Raw genomic sequence first — 17,868 nt, forward strand, 5'->3', positions numbered from 1 at the left:
TAATAGCATAATGTCTACTGGCTCAGAAAAGAGCCCGCTGACGGCTAGATTTTCGTGATGCGCACGGTCGCGTCGGGCCGCTGGAACAGCTCGGGCCGCAGGCTGAGACCAAGCCCCGGCCCTTCGAGCGGCGCGACATGACCATTGCTGACCGGCGGTATGTCGGCGACGATCTCGGTGTACCAGCCGGTGAAATAGGCGCGCACCGCTTCCTGGTAATTGACGTTCGGCAAGGTGGCTGAGAGCGCGCAACTGGCGGCATAGACGATCGGCCCGGTGCAGTCATGCAGGGTCACCGGCAGTTCGCTGGCTTCGGCCATGTTGGCGATCTTGCGCGCTTCCGAGAGGCCGCCGCACCAGGCGAGGTCGATCATGATCACGCTAGCCGCGCGCTTGTCGATCAGCTGCTTGAACATCTGACGCGAGGCCAGCCTTTCGCTGGCGGCGACGGGTATCGAGGTGTGGCGGGCAAGCTCGGCCATGGCGTCGAGCTCGTTGTAACGGATCGGCTCCTCCAGCCAGGCGACGTCGTAGGGCTTCAACGCCTCGGCGATGCGCAGCACCGGCGGCAAGGTCCACAGACCGTGCAGCTCGACCATGATCTCCATGTCGCGGCCGACGGCATCGCGGATCTTCTGGAAGGGCTCCAGCGCCTTGTCGAGGTCGGCAAGCGAAATGCGGGCGCCGTTCGACGCTTCGGCGGCGATGTCGAACGGCCATATCTTCATGGCGCCGATGCCTTCCGACTTCAGGCTCTTGGCGAGGTCGCCGGCATTGTAGCGCCAGGCAAGCAGATCCTCGTACGGTCCCTCATTCGAATCGCCAGCCTTGAGCGACCAGTCCTCGCCACGCTCGAACAGCGCGTTCTTCTTTGTGGCGCGGACATGTTTGTAGCCGGCGCAAGTGTTGTAGATCGGAACGGTTCTGTGGGTGCGCCCGCCGAGCAGCCGCCAGACCGGCTCGCCGAGCGCTTGGCCATAGATGTCCCACAACGCGATGTTGACGGCGGAATTGCCGCGCACCTCGGCGCCGGAATCGCGCGCGCCGACATAGACGCTGCCCAGCGTGCGGTCATGCAACTCGATGTCGCGCGGGTCCTTGCCCAGGAGATAGGCGGCGACATTGTCGTGGATATAGGAGGCGACCGGCCCCGGCGCCCAGAAGGTCTCGCCGGTGCCGATGACGCCGGCATCGGTGTGGACGCGCAGCCAGAACAGGAACGGGAACTCGGCCAGCTGCAGCGTTTCGAGCGCGACGACTTTCATTCTTTCCTCCCGATTCCGACGAGCCGTGTGGCTCGGCCTGCAATAGCATATCCCCGTTGACAGTCATTTATGGTACCGGTATCAATCCCGTCAAGATGGCCACCGGGAGGGTGCTCGCTTGCCTGCCGAAACTCACGATACCACGCGACCGAGGGCACTGGTCACCGGGGCCGCAGGCGGTCTCGGCCGCGAGGTGGCGATCCAGTTGGCTCGGCGCGGCTGTGCCGTCGCAATTGCAGACATCAATGGCGATGGACTGGCCGAAACCGCCCGGCAAATCGGGGATACCGGCGCGGAAACCGAAGCCATAACAGGCGATTTCACCCTGGAGGGAGCGCCGGAAGCGGCGGTGGAAAAAGTGGTCGCGCGCTGGGGCGGGATCGACATCCTGGTCAACAATGCCGGCTACGGCGTGATCGAGCCGTTCCTCGACGCCACCTTCAAAGCGTGGACGCTCACGCTGGCGCTCAATGTCACCGCGCTTGCCATGGCCTGCAAGGCGGCCGGCCGGGTGATGCGCGAGCAGCGTTCGGGGCGCATCGTCAACATCACCTCGCCAGGCTCGCGCATGGCGCTGCCCGATTACACCGCCTACACCGCCAGCAAGGCGGGCGTCGACTCCATCACGCGGGCTGCTGCGGTGGCGCTGGCGCCCTACGGCGTGCTGGTCAACAGCCTGGCGCCGGGCATGATGGACACCGAGATGCAGCGCTCGACCGAGGCCGATCTCGCCCGTGCCAATGGCCGCAACGATCTGCAGGCCTTCCTCGACGAGCGCACACGCCGCATTCCGCTCGGCCGCCGCGCCGAGATTTCCGAGGTGGCCGAAGCGGTCGTCTGGCTCTGCCTCGATTCGCCCAAATACATGACTGCCGAGCGGCTCAACATGTCGGGCGGGCTCGACAAGGACTGATCCAATGTTGCGAAACTCCCCTCCCGGCAGCGCCGACATCGGCGCGCTCGAACGCAAGGCAAAGCGGCTGCGCCGCCACATGCTGACCATGGCGCGCGGCCAGGGCCAGGGCTATATCGGCCAGGGCCTCGGCATCGCCGATGCGCTGGCGGCGCTCTATTTCCACGAACTGCGCTATGACCCTCACAATCCAGCCTGGCCCGATCGCGACCGCTTCCTGTTGTCGACCGGGCACTATTCCATCGCGCTGTGGGCGGCACTGGCCGAGGCCGGCATCATTCCGGTCGAGGAGTTGGTCACCTATGGTGCCGACAACAGCCGGCTGGAAATGTCGACGCTCGACACCACGCCCGGCGTCGAGATGATCGGCGGCTCGCTCGGCCACGGTCTAGGACAAGGCGTTGGCCAGGCACTGGGCTTGCGCGTCGATCGCTACGACGCGCGCGTCTTCGTCGAGCTTTCCGATGGCGAGATGCAAGAGGGCTCGACCTGGGAAGCGGCGATGTCGGCCAGCCATTTCAGGCTCGACGGGCTGGTGGCGCTGATCGACTGCAACGGCATCCAGGCCGACGGACCTGTCGTGCTCGATATGGAGCCTGTAGCCGACAAATGGCGCGCCTTCGGCTGGGAAACATTCGAGATCGACGGCAACGACATGACGGCGGTGGTCGGCGCGCTGGCTGGCGCACGTGAGCGCAACGGCAAGCCGACGGCGATCGTGCTGCGCACGCTGCCGGGCAAGGGCGTGCCACGCATCGAGAGCAGCGAGAAATCGCATTTCTTCCGCATCGACGTCGCGCAATGGGACGGCATCATCGCCGAGTTCGAGAAGAGCGCGGGAGCGGCCCAATGAGCGGCGCGGCAGTGGAGGCCGGCCGCACGCTGGCCATGGGCCAGGACGAAGCGGTCGGCGGCGGCCGGCACAGCGTGGAGGCACCGTTCGGCCGGGCGCTCGCAAAACTTGGCCAGAGTCGGCCCGATATTGTCGGGCTGACCGCTGATCTCGGCAAATATACCGACATCCTGCCGTTCCGCGACGCCTTCCCGGACCGCTTCTTCAATGTCGGCATGGCCGAACAGAATCTCGTGGCCGTCGCCGCCGGGCTGGCGCGCACCGGCAAGATGCCGTTCGCCACCACCTATGGCGTGTTCGCAACGCGGCGTGCCTATGATTTCGTCGCCATCGCGCTCGCCCACTCCAACCTCAACGTCAAGATCGTCGCCGGCCTGCCCGGCCTGACGACCGGCTATGGCGGCACGCATCAGGCGATCGAGGATTTGGCGTTGATGCGCATGATTCCCGGTCTCACCATCATCGATCCCTGCGACGCGACCGAGATCGAGGCGGCGACCGAGGCGATCGCCGAGCATCGGGGGCCGGTCTATATGCGGCTGCTGCGCGGCAGCGTGCCTGTCGTGTTCGAGCCCGGCTATCGCTTCGAGATCGGCAAGGCGCGGCGGCTCCGCGAAGGGTCGGATGTCGGCATCATCTCGACCGGCTTCATGACCGAGCGCGCGCTGGACGCGGCGGACGCCTTGCGCAAACAAGGCATGTCAGCCGGTGTGCTGCATGTGCCGACCATAAAACCGTTCGACGCCGAGGCGGTCGCTGAGTTCGCGGCCGGTGTCGGCCGTATCGTCACGGCGGAAAACCACGTCGTTGTCGGTGGGCTAGCGAGCCTTGTCGTCGAGACCTTGTTCGATGCCGGCATTGCGAAGACAGTGAAGCGCATCGGCCTGCCCGACCGTTATATCGAATGCGGCGCGGTGCCGACCTTGCAAGCGAAATACGGCCTGACCACCGAGGCCGTCATCGCAACGATCGCTGCGCTGGGCTAGGACTTTCGCATGAAGATCACCGAGATCGAGACCTTTGCCGTCGGCGCCGGCTGGAAGAACTGGCTGTTCGTCAAAGTGCATACCGACAGCGGCATTCACGGTGTCGGCGAAGGCACGCTGAACGGCTTCATCAAGACCACCGAAGCCGGCGTGCATGAGCTCAAGCATCTGGCCATCGGCCAGGATCCATGCCGCATCAACGCGCTGGCCAAACGCATGCTGGACAGCGTCTCGCTCGACGGCGGCCATATCCACCGCACGGTGATCGCGGCGATAGAAGTCGCCTGCTGGGACATACTGGGCAAGAGCCTCGGCGTGCCGATCCACCAGTTGCTGGGCGGCCAGGTGCGCGACAGCGTGCTCGGCTACGCCAATGGCTGGTACCGCACCGAGCGTACGCCGGAAGCCTTCCTCGAGGCCGCCAAGGCAGTGCTGGCCAAAGGCTTCAAGGCATTCAAGCTCGATCCGTTCGGCACCGCGCAAGGTTTTATCGCGCGCGAGGAGCTGGAGCTGTCCTACGCCATCTGCCGGACCTTGCGCGATGAACTGCCCAAGGACACGCTGATCCTGATCGACGTGCATGCGCGCTTCACCGAGATCGCCGCCCTGCAAGCGGCCCAAAAATTCGCCAACCTCGACATCTACTGGTGGGAGGAGCCGACCTCGCGCGACCGGCAGGAGACCGTGCACGAAGTGGCGCATCGATCACCGATCCCGGTGGCGACCGGCGAGATGTACGACACGGTCGGCCAGTTCTACACGCTTGCAGCCGGCGGCGGCGTCAACATCTTCCAGCCCGAGCCGATGTCGCTCGGCGGCATCACGCCGTCGATGCAGGTGGCCAACCTCGCACTCGCCCATGGCAGCCACATCGCGCCGCACCAGAGCGGCGGACCGGTGGCGACGGCGGTGTGCCTGCAGCTGGCGGCGGCAGTGCCGAACTTCCTCATCCAGGAGCATTTCGACGCCTTCAACGACCCGTGGACGCGCGACCTCGTCACCTGGCATCCGACCGTCAGTCCGGACAATGGCCATCTGTCGCTGCCGCACGCGCCGGGGCTCGGCATCGATCTCAACATCGAAGCGATCAAGGAGCACCCCTACGATCCCCACGCCTATCTCAACGTCCATGCCGAAGGTTGGGAAAAGCGTCTTGGGCGGCGTGAAGAACCGCAGTCCTGATCATCAGGCGCTTTCGCGGTCGACGATCTCGAAGCCGAGGCTGGTGATGGTCGGCACCTTGGTGTTGCCGCCGAGCCTTGCCAGCAATTGCCGCACGGCGCGCCGGCCCATCTCGTAGCGGTTGACCTTCACCGTGGTCAGCGGCGGATAAAGCTGGGCCGCCAGATCCATGTCGCCATAGCCGGCAATGGCGATCCTGCCCGGCACCGCCCAGCGGCGCCGGTGGCATTCCTGCACGGCGCCGACGGCGAGTGTGTCACTGGAAAAGAAGATGGCGTCGATATCCCTGTGGCGGGAGGTCAACGTCACCAGCGCCTCGGCGCCGCCTTGGGCGGTGATCGGCACCTCGACCTCCATGTCGTCATGATTCTTGATACCGAGTTCGGTGAGTGCGGCGTGATAGCCGGTGCGGCGCTGCTGCAGGCGGTCATTGCCGTGGATGGGCGTCGAGACGAAGCCGATGCGCTTGTAGCCCTTGGCCGCCAGATGCATGGTCATGGCATAGGCGGTCTCGAAATTGGAGACGCCGACCACCATGTCGATCGGCTTGCGGCCCTTGATCTCGGATATCTCTACCACCGGTGCGCCGCTGCTCTTGAGAAGCGCGCGGGCGACCTCGCTTTGTACGAAGCTCTGCAGGATCATGCCGACCGGGCGCCAGCCGAGCAGATTGCGGATCGATTTCTCCTCGGCTTCCTGCGTGAACTCGCCCTGCACCAGGAGCATCGAATAGCCGCTCTCATGGCATTCGTCGGACATGCCTTGCACCTGTTCGGCGATGCCCGAATTGATCAGCGGCGGCACCACGGTGCCGATCATGCGGCCATTGCCGCGCATGCTCGACGCCAGCCGGTTCGGCACAAAGCCGGCCTGCTCGATGGCCTCGAGCACCTTGGCGCGCGTCTCCGGCGAGACCATGTCGGGATTGGACAGCGCGCGCGACACCGTCATCGGCGCGACGCCGACGCGCTTGGCGATCTCGCGGACGCCAAGGCGCTGCGGCTTCTTCTTGCCCGCTGGCGGTCTATCGGTCATCACCATGCTCCAAGAGGGCGCGATCCAGCACTGTCCTGCGGATCACGCGACATCAGCCATTCATAGCGGTTGCAGGGGACGCTTTCCAGCGACGTGCCCAGCTGTCGCGAGGAGCGCGCCGCTGCCCGCCCGCCTTGAGCGTCAACGGTTCAGAAATTGCGCCCATAGCCTGCCATCCAGCCACCATCGACACAAAGCATCTGGCCTGTCGTGTAGGTGTTCAGGGGATCGCAGAAGAACAGCACGGCTGCAACCGCTTCCTCGATGCTACCGGCACGGCCGACTGGGGTGTGGCTGAGCATCGCCTTGTCGCCGGAAACCATGGTTTCATCCTCGACCGCGCCGACGCCGACGGCATTGACCAGGACCTTGGGGCCGAACTCCATGGCCAGCGTGCGCATACCGGCAAGGATCGAGGCGTTCTCCATGGAAAAGCGCGGGTGGCGGCGCATCGGCATGCCGGCGGTCGCCGACAGCAGGAAGACGATGCGGCCGCGCCCACGCTCCGTCATGGCCACGGCAGCCTTGCGCGCATCGGCGTAGAGCGCTCTCGGATCTCCCGCCACCGTTCCCGGCCGCAGCGGGCAGGACATCAGCAATATATCGGCTTCCCGAGCATGAGAGCCTTCGATCAGCCGGCCGCCATTGGCCTGCAATGCGGCAAGCGCTGCCTCGGCGATCAGATTGCTGTCGCCATCAAGGGCAATCGCTGCGCCATCAAGGTCGATTTCCATGGCTTTACTCACATCATATATCCTGCCGTCCAGCCGCCATCGACGGCCAGCACCTGGCCGTTAATGTAGCTGGCGGCAGGCGAGGCCAGGAACAGCACGGTTTCCGCGATCTCCTCCGGCTGGGCCGGGCGGGCGAGCGGGACATGGGCAAGGAATTCCTGCGTGCGACCGGCGAACTTGCCGTCGTCGTCATAGAACAGTTTTGCCGTCAGCGCCGTCATCACCGAGCCTGGCGCGATCGCGTTGGTCAGGATGCCCTTGGCTCCGAGTTCGATGGCCATCGATCGCGTCAGATGGATGATGCCGGCTTTGGCGGCGACAAAGGGGCTTTGCAGCCGCATGGCGGCAAGGCCGACGACCGAGGCGATGTTGACGATGCGCCCGCCCCTGCCGGCGGCGAGCATGGGCGCAAGGGCCGCGCGGCTCATGATGTAGAGACCGTCGAGGTCGATGCCGGTGATGCGATCCCATTCCTCGGGGGGAAATTCATCTAATGTGACGCGATGCGCCAGCGTGTTGACGCCGGCATTGTTGATGAGGATGTCGAGCCGGCCATGGCGATCCATGATGGCGGCGATCGCACTATCGACCGAGGCGGCATCGCGGATGTCGACGGTGCAAGCGATCGCATCGCTCAAGCCGGCCGCGACCTGGCTCGCACCCTCGCTGTTGATGTCGGCGACGACGACCGCGGCGCCATTGTCGGACAGGCGTTTGGCGATGGAACTGCCGATCGCGCCCGCGGCTCCGGTGACCAGCGCTACCTTGCCTCGCAAATCGCAGCGCATGTCTCGTCCGTCCCCGACCAGTTCGGGTTATGCTATTATAATAATCTCAAAGCGCGGACAAGCTTTCGTGTCGCGGCCGGCGGTTATTCGGCGGCCGCGCCGGCGGCGCTTTTGCGGGTGGCGTCGACCATCAGCCGCCGTTCCCGGAACACCCCCCATTGCTGGTCGACCAGCACGCCTATGAGGATGACGCCGCCCATCACCGCGAAGTTGAGCGAGGACGGGATGCCGAGCAGGTTGACGAGGTTCTGCAGCTCCTGCAGCAGCACCGTGCCGAGGATGACGCCGATGAGCGAGCCCTCGCCGCCACGCAGCGAGAAGCCGCCGAGCACGGCGGCTGCGATGGCGTAGAGTTCGTAGAACTGGCCGTGGCTGGCCGGCGAGATCGAGCGCGTGTACATGGCGAAATAGATCGCCGACAGCGCCGTCAGCACGCCGCAAATGACATAGGCCGCCATGACGACGCGGCCGGTGCGGATGCCGGAGTATTTCGCCGCCTCCTCGTTCTTGCCGATGGCGTAGAGATAGCGGCCGAACACCGAGCGGTGCAGCACCACCCACATGACGATGGAAATGACGATCAGCGCGATGAAGCTGTTGGGAACGCCATAGGAGCGCCCGGCGGTGAGGAATTCGAGGTCGGGAAAGTTCTGGCCGAAGGCGAAGCCGGCGGTGCCGTCCGCGGTGTAGAAGCGGGCGACGCCGCGGTAGATCAGGAGGCCGCACAGTGTGACGACGAAGGGCTGCAGCTTGAGCCGCGTGATCAGCCAGCCATGAACGAGGCCGATGATGGCGCCGAGCACGAGGATCAGCACGAAGGCCAGCGGCCACGCCACCTCGCGCACGGCGATGAAGTCGATGAACAGCGTTCCCAGCAGCGCTACCACCGAGCCGACCGACAGTTCGATGCCGCCGGTGATGATGACGAAGGCCTGGCCGATCGACAGGATGCCGAACAGGCCGATCAGGTTGGAGGTGTTGGCGAGGTTGATCGGCAACAGGAAGCGCGGATTGATGATCGCAACGATGGCGCCGACCACCAGGATCAGGATCAGCAGGCCGAGATCTTTCTTGCTCATCGTCTTCTCCCCAATGCCTGCCCCGAGCGGATCGCGCTGCCGCGGCCCGTGGCAAAACTATTTCGGCTGCTTGCCCACCGCCAGCAGCAGCACGTTTTCCTGGCTGAACCCGTCCTTGTCGAGAATGCCCGAGATCTGGCCCTCATGCATGACGGCGATGCGGTCGGACACGCCGATCACCTCTTCCATGTCGGAGGAGATCATCAGCACGGCGACGCCGGCATCGGCGAGCGCCCGCATCAGCCCGTAGATTTCCGCCTTGGCGCCGATGTCGATGCCGCGCGTCGGTTCGTCGAGGATCATCACTTTCGGATTCATGGCCAGCCATTTGCCGAGCACGACCTTCTGCTGGTTGCCGCCCGACAGCGTGCCGGTGCGCGTCTGCACCGACGGCGCCTTGATGCCGAGATTGCTCTTCTGCTTCTCGGCGGTGGCGGTCTCGGCACTTGTCGACACCAGGGAGCGGCGCGCATGCGCCGGCAGGTTGGGCAGCGAAATATTCTCAGCGATCGACAGGTCGAGCAGGATGCCGGTCAGCTTGCGGTCTTCGGGCACCAGGAAGATGCCATGCGCGACGGCATCGGCCGCGGAAGCCAGCGCAAGCGGCTTGCCGTCGAGCTCAAGCGCGCCGCCAAGCTTCGAGTCGATGCCGAAGAACACCCGTGCGAGTTCCGTGCGGCCAGAGCCGACAAGCCCGGCGAGGCCGAGGATTTCGCCGCGCCTGACGTCGAGATCGACCGGCCGGCCGGGATAGGCCGGCGTGCGGATGGCCTTGGCCGAAAGCGCGACGGCGCCCGGTGCTCGCGCCGCCTCGGAGGCCTTCTCGCGCTCCTTCAGCATGCGGCCGATCATCAGCTTGACCATCTGGTCGTGGCCGATGTCGTGCTTGCCCAGCGTGCCGGCCAGCATGCCGTCGCGCAGCACGACGACGCGGTCGGCGACGCGCTCGACCTCGTGCAGGCGGTGCGAAATGAAGATGACGCTGATGCCGTCCGCCTTCAGCGCCTTGATGACGTCCAGCAATTTGTCGGTCTCGGCGAGCGGCAGGCTCGACGTCGGCTCGTCGAGGATGACCAGCCGCGCCTCGATCGACAGCGCCTTGGCGATCTCGACCATCTGCTGCTGGGCCAGTGACAGGGTCGCGACCTGCGTGTCGGCGGAAAAATTGGCGCCGACGCGCTTCAGCAGCGGCGCCACCATGGTGCGCAGTTTTGCGCGGTCGACGAGCTTGAACGGCCCGGCGCGCAATGGCTCGCGGCCGAAGAAGATGTTGGCGGCGACGTCGAGATTGTCGAACAGATTGAGTTCCTGGTGGACGAAGGCGATGCCCGACCCCAGGCTGCCTTCGACGGAGAGCCTGTCATGCGCGGTGCCGTCAACCGTGATCGTGCCGCTGTCCGGCGTGGTGACGCCGCCGAGGATCTTCATCAAGGTCGATTTGCCGGCGCCGTTTTCGCCGACAAGGCCGATGACCTCGCCCGGCCTGACCTCCATGGAGAAGCCGTCGAGCGCGACGACGCCCGGATAGGTCTTGCGCACGTTCTCAAGGCTGAGAAACGGGGCGGTCACGGATGCAGCAATGGATGTGTCGGAATAATTCATCATGCCTGACAGCGATTGGCGGGCCGATCTTTTGGCAGACTGACGATCCTCGCGGTGTTCGTCAATGCGAGCAGCCGGCCCAAGCGACGTTGAGCCGGCTGAACTGCATTATGTCTTAGTTTCCGGACATCGCCTTCAGATTGGCGGCATAGGCGTCGACGTCATCCTTGCCGATGATCTTGGTCGGGATGATGATGAGGTTGCCTGCCGGGATGCCCGACTTGTCGCCCTTGAGATAGGCAGCCATCAGCTTCATGCCCTGATAGGCCCATTCGAAGGGCTGCTGCACGACGGTGGCGGCAACGGTGCCTTCCTTGACGCCGCCCAGCGTGATCGGATCGTCATCGAAGCCGACGACGGTGATCGAGCCGAGCTTGCCGGCGTCGCGCAGCGCTTCATAGATGCGCGGCGTGTTGTAGGAGTAGAAGCCGACCATGCAGGTGACGTCGGGGCTGGCGACCAGCGCGTCCTCGACATTCTTCTTGGCGCGCGCCTGGTCGATGTCGTCGCCGCGCACGTCGATCAACTCGATCTTGGTGCCGGCCAGACCGTCCTTCATGCCCTGGATGCGCTCCTTGGCATTGTCGGCGCCGAGCAGGCCGACGAAGCCGAGGCATTTTCCACCATTGGGCATCGCCTTCTTGGCGATCTCGGCCGCCTGCTTGCCGGCATCGACATTGGACGAGCCGATATAGGCGACGCGCTTGGTCTGCGGCGCGTCCGAGTCGGTGGTGAACAGCGCCGTTTGCGAGGCAATCTTGTTGAGGCCATCGGTGGAGGTCTTCGGATCGACCGCCGAGACCATGATGCCCTTCACGCCGGCCGTCACCAGGTCGTCCATCAGCCGCTGCTGGATGGCGACCGAGGACTGCTCGGGATATTTGAGCTCGAGCGTGTAGTCGGGCAGTTCGCCCTGCGCCTTCTTGACGCCGGCTTCGGCGGCCTTCCAGAAATCGGAAGCGCCGTTGACGACGAAGGCCAGCGTCGGCTTGTCGTCGGCGCGCGCGATTGCCGTGGCCGACAGGCCAAGCAGCAGCGCGGTCGCGGCTACGGATGCATTTCGTATCAAGGATTTCATGTTCAACCTCCCGTTTGGTTCAGTCGTTGGACTGACCGATCTTGCACTGACCTGATTTGCCGTTTGCAGCTTGGACGCCCTCCTCCTCAAAGGTGTTCCCGGCACCGAAACAATGGCGCCGTTCCAGCCACGATCATGGACCTTAGAGACTCATCCTTCGTTCGTAAATAGTCCGATTTGTCTGACATATCACATATCCGAGAAAAAGCTTGCGGAGGTAGGATCCGCTCGCCATCGGGCTATTTCTCGTCCACTCCCGCCGCCCCGGACCAACCAGGCCGGACGCGACGGATTGACGGTACAGCGCATTTTTGTATTAGTAAACAGTATTAGTTTCGAGGTGCATTCTGAAGACATGGTCGTAGTTTCGCGGCGCATTCGCCGGCGAGCCATCGTCGGCTGTGCCAAGGCATGAGCCTTGCAGCATTTGCATTTCAGCCTGTGCGGAGTCGCATGGTGGATGGACCTTGAGGCTGCTAATAGTTATAAATGCTTTTGACGATTTCCATCAATCGACGGCGTCACGCCATCTTGCCGGCATGGCCGGCTGCCGCTAGGACAGTTTGGGATTTGGGGGTGCCATGAGCGAGACGACGGATCCGGCCAGCGACACGATAAGGCGCCGCAAGGCGCCGGCCAAGGGCGCCAAGGGCCGCGTCACCATGATCGATATCGCCAGGGCGGCCGGCTGCTCGCAGGCGACCGTTTCCTTCGTGCTCAACAATTCGCCGGGGATCAAGCTGTCGCAGCAGACCCGCGAACGGGTGATCGAGGTAGCACGGACCCTTGGCTACACCGCGCCCGCTTTCGAGGCCCTCCACCCGCCGATCCCCGCCTTCGAGGGGCTGGACGGGGTGATCGGCTTTGCCGTCGACCAGCTCGCCACCAGCCCGGAAGCCGTGGTCGCCATCGAGGGTGCGCGGCAGGCCTCGTGGAATGCCGGCAATGTGCTTCTGGTGGCGCAGACGCTGGGCGATGCCGTCATGGAGCCGCGCGCCATCGCGGCGCTGACCAAGCGGGGGATTTCGGCGCTGATCTACATGACCATCTTCACCCGCGAGATATCCGCGCCCGATTACCTCTACGGCCTCGACATCCCGGTGATCCTGCTCAACTGCTACACGGCGGATTACGCCTTCCCGGCCGTGGTGCCGAGCGAGATCGCCGGCGGCCAGAGCTCGACCCGCCATCTGATCAGCCACGGCCACCGCCGCATCGCCACCATCACCGGCGAGCCGTGGATGCAGGCCGCCCAGGACCGGCTGAAAGGCTACCGCCGTGCGCTCGCCACCGCCGACATCCCGTTCGACCCCGAACTGGTGGTCGAGGGCGACTGGTCGGCCAGCGCCGGCTACGCCGCGACCGTCAAGCTGCTGGCGCTGAAAGACCGACCGACCGCCATCTTCTGCCAGAACGACCGCACCGCGATCGGCTGCTACGAAGCGCTGAAGGAAGCCGGCCTGCACATTCCGCAGGACATCTCCGTCGTCGGCTACGACGACGAGGAAATCGCCCGCCATCTGTTCCCGCCGCTGACCACCTCGATCCTGCCGCACATGGCGATGGGCCAATGGGCGATCGAACAGCTGGAGGCGCCGGCGGCGCCCGGGCGGGGACGGTATCCGATCACGAAGCTGGAGTGCCCGCTGGTGGAAAGGGAGAGTGTGCGGGGGGTGGCGGGCTAACGCAAATTGAGTGTTTGGAGGTTTGGCGCACCCGACGGGAGACGCCCAAACTTACCCAAAGAGATTGAACCAAAAGGCTTTTTTGGAGAGCCGTCTACCTGTGTGCACCACTGGCAGGGGAGTAGCGAAAGGCCCGGCAGTTGCGATAGCCTTGCGACCGTTCGCGCTAGGTACCGCTAACGCGGCAACCCAGACAGAATGCTGCCAGATCGCGGACCATTTTGACGGTGCAGAAAGCGAATGGGCCCGATAGGTTCAGCGGGTTGCAAGAGCAAATTCTCGCCGCCAAGTCATGGACATAACGCAAGCCAATGCCCACCTACATTGCGCCGTCCCACCGGGACGGCTACTTGCGCTATGTTGTAGGGGAAGGAAAAGATCATGGGTGGCGTTAAGGCGGCAAAGATGGAACACGAAGAAAACTTAGCTATGGCCTCGTCCTACCTAGTGGGCATCGGAATACTGGAAAGCTGCGAGGCCCACGGTACTATCTACGGGGGAGCAGCTTGGGATTTGGAAGCCGATTTCTACAAGCAGGTGATGAACGACCGGAACCGTGGTGCTAATGGGCCAGTTCCTTGGGCCGCCGACATGAAAGCTCGCGAATTCACTGACCTCCTAAAGGAGGCATACGAAAGTCATCCGGGCGAAGCATGTTTCGCATGCGAGAAGAACATGGCCGACTAATCGGCACTGAGAGCCTGAGACGCTACTAACCGGTGTCTCAGGCGCTCGGGCGGCGTTGGGATATGAGCGCAGCGACAACCGGACGGCTGAAATCGGCGGGGGAGGTGCGCATGCCAAAAAGAAAGACTTGGAACTGGCGAAGGACGGTGACTGCCATCGGTTCAAGTTGGTGGACTGTGGCATTCACTGTTCTTGTGCTTTCCGCCGGCATCGCAGTTTTCTTCTGGTACGTTTACGACCAGTTGGACGAGTATTGGAAAGGCGTAGCCACAAACACCACGGCGGGATTTTTCGACGTGGTGGTGGTGGTGTTCACATTCGGAGCTTATGAGCAATTTCGTCGTCGGAGCGATGACATTACCCGTTTGCGTGAACGTATCGAAGACGTGAAAAGGTTTGATGATCCGCGTGCGCATAGTATCATAGGTTCCGCGATACGCGGGCTTGCTAGATTCAGCCTTACAGACATCGACCTCCGTGGCGCTCGGCTGACTAATTTCTCCTTTTCCAGTAACGGCATCCGCTCTATCTCTGGCGCTGTCATCTCGGATGGTCTCTACTTTGACGACGAAATGAAAAACTTCGCTAAGCTAAATTCAGTGGCCTTCACCGGAGTGGATTGTAGCGACGTTTGTTTCAGCAGCGGCGATTTGTCGTTGGCTACTTTTAATGACTGCGCTTTTCAGGGTGCATCTCTTGTCGATGCTAAATTCAACGGAACCTCTTTGAGGTGGACGGTCGAAAAAGTCATAGCAGATGAAGCCGACTGGCAAGAGCTTGTTGATGAAGCGGAAGACGGTTCACCGATCTATGCTCGGATTTACAACCCGGCCTTTTATGGCGCAGACCTAACGAATTGCAGCTTCAAAAAAGTGCGATTTCAGAATGCCGATTTTCGCGGTGCCCAAAATATCGAGAAGGCAATTTTCGACGGTGCAACGGGACTAGAAACATGCCATTTCGATGATGGCCAAACGCAAGAATCTTCCAAAGCCTAGCTCATTGGGCAAGGTGGCGTCATGTCACAATCTCTACGAATCTGCGGTAGGAGTTCGATTCTCTTCTGGTACGCCAGTCTCATCCCCGCCCTGTCTCGCAACCTTGTGCTCTGTAAGCCGTGATCGCATTGGGCTATCGTGCATGTTGTGTTGTGAGGACTGATCCTTTGAAGCTCGATTCGCTTGTGTCACGAACCTCGGCAAATCGGCTGCGAACGTTTAAGCAAGACGTGGAGCAGGCATTTCCGGGGCAACTAGACAGAGTTCTGCTATTTGGCTCAAGAGCACGAGGAGAGGCCACCTCCGGAAGCGACTATGACGTGGCGGTAGTCTTCTTCTCCGCGACGTCTATTGCCGGCGCGCGGCCAATTTTGTCCGACATTGCCTTCCGCTTTGTGCGAGTGGGGACACCAATCAGACCAATCGCAATTTGCGCAAATGATGTCAGCCTATCTAGCGTCATTCCGGTAGCGCGCAATATCGCTCGCGACGGGGTGGTGATCCAGTGAAAAAGAAAAGGGGACCTAATTGGAAACAGGCCGCACAGAAAAAGCCTGCTAAGCCTCGACGAGAACCTATTGTTGAGCTGACGGAAGACGAGCGGGAGGAGGAGGCGTCGCAAGCGATCGAGAAGGCAGTAATCCACCTCAAGGAAGCTGAGGAGATGGCTCCTTGGGGTAAGGCGCCAAACGCCTGCGCTCATGCCGCATATTATGCCATGCACTTTGTGGCGGTCGCTGCACTCTTCCGGTCTGGTGGGGTGGGAAAGCACAAAAGCGTCCCAAAGAGTCATGAACATGTTCTTCGGCACTACATCAAGCTCGCTGAAGCTTCGACCTCCCCAATCAAAGAAAGTGCCATGATGCTCAATCGTGCGCTAAACCTACGACTTGAAAGCGACTATTTCATCAATGACCAAGGGGTTTGGGACAGCGGTATGCACGGCGCCTCGAAGAATGAGGCTGCCGAGATGACCGCCGAAGCACGAAAATTGCTGAATGCTTGGATGGCCGTCTGGAAGCAATAAGGTTGGAGCAAGCTGTAGCTACACCTCTCTTGTATCACAGGTTCGAATCCTGTCGGCTGCCACAGCTGTTGCGGAGGACTTGCCCCTATCGGCCAACTGCATCTGGACATGTTGGCATGACCACACTGCCATTTCGAAGAGAATCGTCACCGCACCCCGCCTGGTGATTGCCACAACCAGTGATCGGCTTAGCAAGGAATGGGCGGTCTGACACAATCGCAATCGATGTACGGCTAACCTAAACACGCTGCCGATTGCTTCCGTGGTGCTTCCGCCACGTATTTCGCGACCTCTTCTTGCCGAAGCAAGCCCTTGCTAACCGCATGTTTTCACAGTATAAAAATGGCGCACCCGACAGGATTCGAACCTGTGACCTCTGCCTTCGGAGGGCAGCGCTCTATCCAGCTGAGCTACGGGTGCTTTCCGGAATCCGGAAAACGAACCAGCCGGTGAACCGGCAAGTCACGGCTTCTTAGCGGAAGCAGGCGCGGGCTTCAACGGGCAAATGGCGATTGGCGCAGCGACCTGGCCCGGTGCGCCCAGGCTACAGCCTATGAGGTTGCCGCCTCGCTCTTCACCGTCCGCCGCCCCCGCACGGCCCGCTTCGGCTTCTTCGCGCCCGCCAGTTCGTGCATTGCGTCCAGCTGCATCTGCTGCATTTCGGCCAGGCGGGTCCATTGGCGCGAGATGAGGTAGTCGAGTTTTTCGTGCAGATGGCGCACTTCGAGCTCGGCCTTGAGGTTGACGCGGTAGTCGTTGAAGGAGCGCAGGCGGTCCTTGGACTCCTGCCGCCGCTGGCTCATCATGATGATCGGCGCCTGGATGGCGGCGATGCAGGAGAGCAGCAGGTTGAGCAGGATGAAGGGATAGGGGTCGAAGGCGCTGCTCATGCCGGCGATCAAATTGATGCCGATCCACACCAGCAGCACGCTGCCAAACGAGATCAGGAACCACCAGCTGCCGCCGAAGGCCGCCATGTTGTCGGAGACGCGGTCGGCGAAGGTGCGGTGCTCCTCGAATTCTTCTTCTGAGTTTTCGGAAATCGTGTCCTGCCTGGCGATGCTCTCGACCACCTGGCGGTCGAGCTCGGAGAATTCGCCGTGCTCCTGCTGCAGCAGCTCCTCCATGTAGCGCATGCGGTAGCGGCCGAGCTCGGCGCGGCTGATGCGGGCGCCGGTCGGCAGATCCGGGTGATCGGCGTGGATGCGGTCGGCGAGGCTCGGGCGCAGCGTGTCGATGCGCACCAGATCGCGCTTGCGGAATTTGCGACCCGATATCGCCGACGGTTTTTTCTTCGGCTTGCCGCGCGATGCGCCTGGCGCCGATGGCTCCGAGTCCGGCACATCGGGCGTTTCGAGCTGCTCGTCCGAACCCGGATCGGCCTCGTGCTCGCCGACAATCGGCGCCTCGAAATATTCGCCGCCATTGTCGTTCTCTGCCGCCTGCTCGGGTGTTTTCGGGACGGTGCTCATGGTGCGGGCTCCTGTGGTCGTGCTGCGAAGGACGATAAGCAGAGGTGGCGGCGCATAGCCAGCGCGGGACACGGATTTCGCAGGCCGGACAAGTGGTTTTGATCGAAGAGGCGATGTGGCTGGCGGCGGCGCGGTGAGGCATTGGAGATCGTCGTCATCCGTGGGCGACGCTCCGTCGCGAAGACCATGGGATCTGCGCTGCGTTGCTTCGCTCCTTGCTCCGAGTCTGTGGAAGGACGGCACCGGCAACAAAAAACCCGCCTTGCGGCGGGTCGGCGGGTCACTGGCGCAAATCAGCACCATACGCAAGTTTATAGCATAGTTGCCGTCATCGGGCAATTGTCGAGGTCGGCGCCGCCCCTCATCGCCCTGCCGGGTACTTCTCCCCGTATAGCGACGGGGAGAAGGGGGTGGCCGCAACGACGGTGTCCTTCTTGCAACGTTGATGATTGGCGAAACCGGCGACGAGAGCGCCCCTCTCCCC

The 17,868-nt window shown here is 62.8% G+C and carries 17 protein-coding genes and 1 tRNA gene; 9 read left to right on the forward strand and 9 right to left on the reverse strand.

The genetic code is table 11. The features are described from left to right. Window positions 1-44: 44 nt before the first annotated feature. A complete protein-coding gene (locus C8D77_RS20440; RefSeq protein WP_109667076.1) occupies window positions 45-1,265 on the reverse strand; it encodes a mandelate racemase/muconate lactonizing enzyme family protein in 1,221 nt (406 codons plus the stop codon). A gap of 118 nt (window positions 1,266-1,383) precedes the next feature. Here C8D77_RS20440 and C8D77_RS20445 point away from each other — a divergent pair, with 118 nt between their 5' ends. The 4 genes from C8D77_RS20445 to C8D77_RS20460 are packed head-to-tail and all read left to right on the forward strand — an operon-like array spanning window position 1,384 to window position 5,199. After that, window positions 1,384-2,178, forward strand: coding sequence for an SDR family NAD(P)-dependent oxidoreductase (locus C8D77_RS20445; RefSeq protein WP_109667078.1), 795 nt, complete (start codon window positions 1,384-1,386; stop codon window positions 2,176-2,178). Between the two features lie 4 nt (window positions 2,179-2,182). After that, the gene (locus C8D77_RS20450; RefSeq protein WP_109667081.1) at window positions 2,183-3,031 is read left to right on the forward strand and encodes a transketolase; all 849 of its coding nucleotides are present in this window, start codon (window positions 2,183-2,185) and stop codon (window positions 3,029-3,031) included. Next, window positions 3,028-4,017 carry a transketolase family protein gene (locus C8D77_RS20455; protein WP_109667084.1) on the forward strand — a complete coding sequence of 330 codons (990 nt, stop codon included), beginning with the start codon at window positions 3,028-3,030 and terminating at the stop codon, window positions 4,015-4,017. Before C8D77_RS20450 ends, C8D77_RS20455 begins: the two co-directional genes overlap by 4 nt. Before the next feature lie 9 nt (window positions 4,018-4,026). Beyond that, a complete protein-coding gene (locus C8D77_RS20460) occupies window positions 4,027-5,199 on the forward strand; it encodes a mandelate racemase/muconate lactonizing enzyme family protein (protein WP_109667086.1) in 1,173 nt (390 codons plus the stop codon). Window positions 5,200-5,202: 3 nt separating this feature from the next. Here C8D77_RS20460 and C8D77_RS20465 read toward each other — a convergent pair whose 3' ends face one another. The 6 genes from C8D77_RS20465 to C8D77_RS20490 all read right to left on the reverse strand — a co-directional run bounded on the left by C8D77_RS20465 (window position 5,203) and on the right by C8D77_RS20490 (window position 11,515). Next, window positions 5,203-6,234, reverse strand: a complete 1,032-nt coding sequence (locus tag C8D77_RS20465) for a substrate-binding domain-containing protein (protein ID WP_245951840.1) — start codon at window positions 6,232-6,234, stop codon at window positions 5,203-5,205. 149 nt (window positions 6,235-6,383) lie between these two features. Continuing rightward, entirely contained in the window at window positions 6,384-6,980 is a 597-nt protein-coding gene (locus C8D77_RS20470; RefSeq protein WP_245951842.1) for an SDR family oxidoreductase, read from the reverse strand. Next, on the reverse strand, window positions 6,977-7,756 hold the full coding sequence (locus tag C8D77_RS20475; RefSeq protein WP_109667094.1) for an SDR family NAD(P)-dependent oxidoreductase: 780 nt from the start codon (window positions 7,754-7,756) through the stop codon (window positions 6,977-6,979). Before C8D77_RS20475 ends, C8D77_RS20470 begins: the two co-directional genes overlap by 4 nt. Window positions 7,757-7,839: 83 nt before the next feature. Continuing rightward, the gene (locus C8D77_RS20480; RefSeq protein WP_109667096.1) at window positions 7,840-8,835 is read right to left on the reverse strand and encodes an ABC transporter permease; all 996 of its coding nucleotides are present in this window, start codon (window positions 8,833-8,835) and stop codon (window positions 7,840-7,842) included. A 57-nt stretch (window positions 8,836-8,892) separates the two neighbouring features. Beyond that, window positions 8,893-10,437, reverse strand: coding sequence for a sugar ABC transporter ATP-binding protein (locus C8D77_RS20485; RefSeq protein WP_109667734.1), 1,545 nt, complete (start codon window positions 10,435-10,437; stop codon window positions 8,893-8,895). 115 nt (window positions 10,438-10,552) lie between these two features. Then, the gene (locus C8D77_RS20490; RefSeq protein ID WP_109667737.1) at window positions 10,553-11,515 is read right to left on the reverse strand and encodes a sugar-binding protein; all 963 of its coding nucleotides are present in this window, start codon (window positions 11,513-11,515) and stop codon (window positions 10,553-10,555) included. A 581-nt stretch (window positions 11,516-12,096) separates the two neighbouring features. Here C8D77_RS20490 and C8D77_RS20500 point away from each other — a divergent pair. The 5 genes from C8D77_RS20500 to C8D77_RS20520 all read left to right on the forward strand — a co-directional run bounded on the left by C8D77_RS20500 (window position 12,097) and on the right by C8D77_RS20520 (window position 15,912). Continuing rightward, entirely contained in the window at window positions 12,097-13,200 is a 1,104-nt protein-coding gene (locus tag C8D77_RS20500) for a LacI family DNA-binding transcriptional regulator (RefSeq protein ID WP_215732071.1), read from the forward strand. Between the two features lie 381 nt (window positions 13,201-13,581). After that, entirely contained in the window at window positions 13,582-13,887 is a 306-nt protein-coding gene (locus tag C8D77_RS20505; protein WP_109667099.1) for a hypothetical protein, read from the forward strand. 62 nt (window positions 13,888-13,949) lie between these two features. Further along, window positions 13,950-14,885: a pentapeptide repeat-containing protein gene (locus tag C8D77_RS20510; RefSeq protein WP_109667101.1), complete on the forward strand. Its 936-nt coding sequence runs from the start codon at window positions 13,950-13,952 to the stop codon at window positions 14,883-14,885. A gap of 185 nt (window positions 14,886-15,070) precedes the next feature. Continuing rightward, entirely contained in the window at window positions 15,071-15,394 is a 324-nt protein-coding gene (locus tag C8D77_RS39085; protein ID WP_425453748.1) for a nucleotidyltransferase domain-containing protein, read from the forward strand. Then, on the forward strand, window positions 15,391-15,912 hold the full coding sequence (locus tag C8D77_RS20520) for a HEPN domain-containing protein (protein WP_109667106.1): 522 nt from the start codon (window positions 15,391-15,393) through the stop codon (window positions 15,910-15,912). The genes C8D77_RS39085 and C8D77_RS20520 overlap by 4 nt, the downstream gene beginning before the upstream one ends. A gap of 343 nt (window positions 15,913-16,255) precedes the next feature. Here the strand turns inward: C8D77_RS20520 and C8D77_RS20525 are convergent. Both C8D77_RS20525 and C8D77_RS20530 read right to left on the reverse strand, forming a co-directional pair. Continuing rightward, window positions 16,256-16,332: transfer RNA gene (locus tag C8D77_RS20525), tRNA-Arg, on the reverse strand. 131 nt (window positions 16,333-16,463) lie between these two features. Then, window positions 16,464-17,384, reverse strand: coding sequence for a DUF1003 domain-containing protein (locus C8D77_RS20530; protein ID WP_109667108.1), 921 nt, complete (start codon window positions 17,382-17,384; stop codon window positions 16,464-16,466). Window positions 17,385-17,868 lie beyond the last annotated feature (484 nt).

The organism is Mesorhizobium loti (genome assembly GCF_003148495.1).
GTDB lineage: Bacteria > Pseudomonadota > Alphaproteobacteria > Rhizobiales > Rhizobiaceae > Mesorhizobium > Mesorhizobium loti.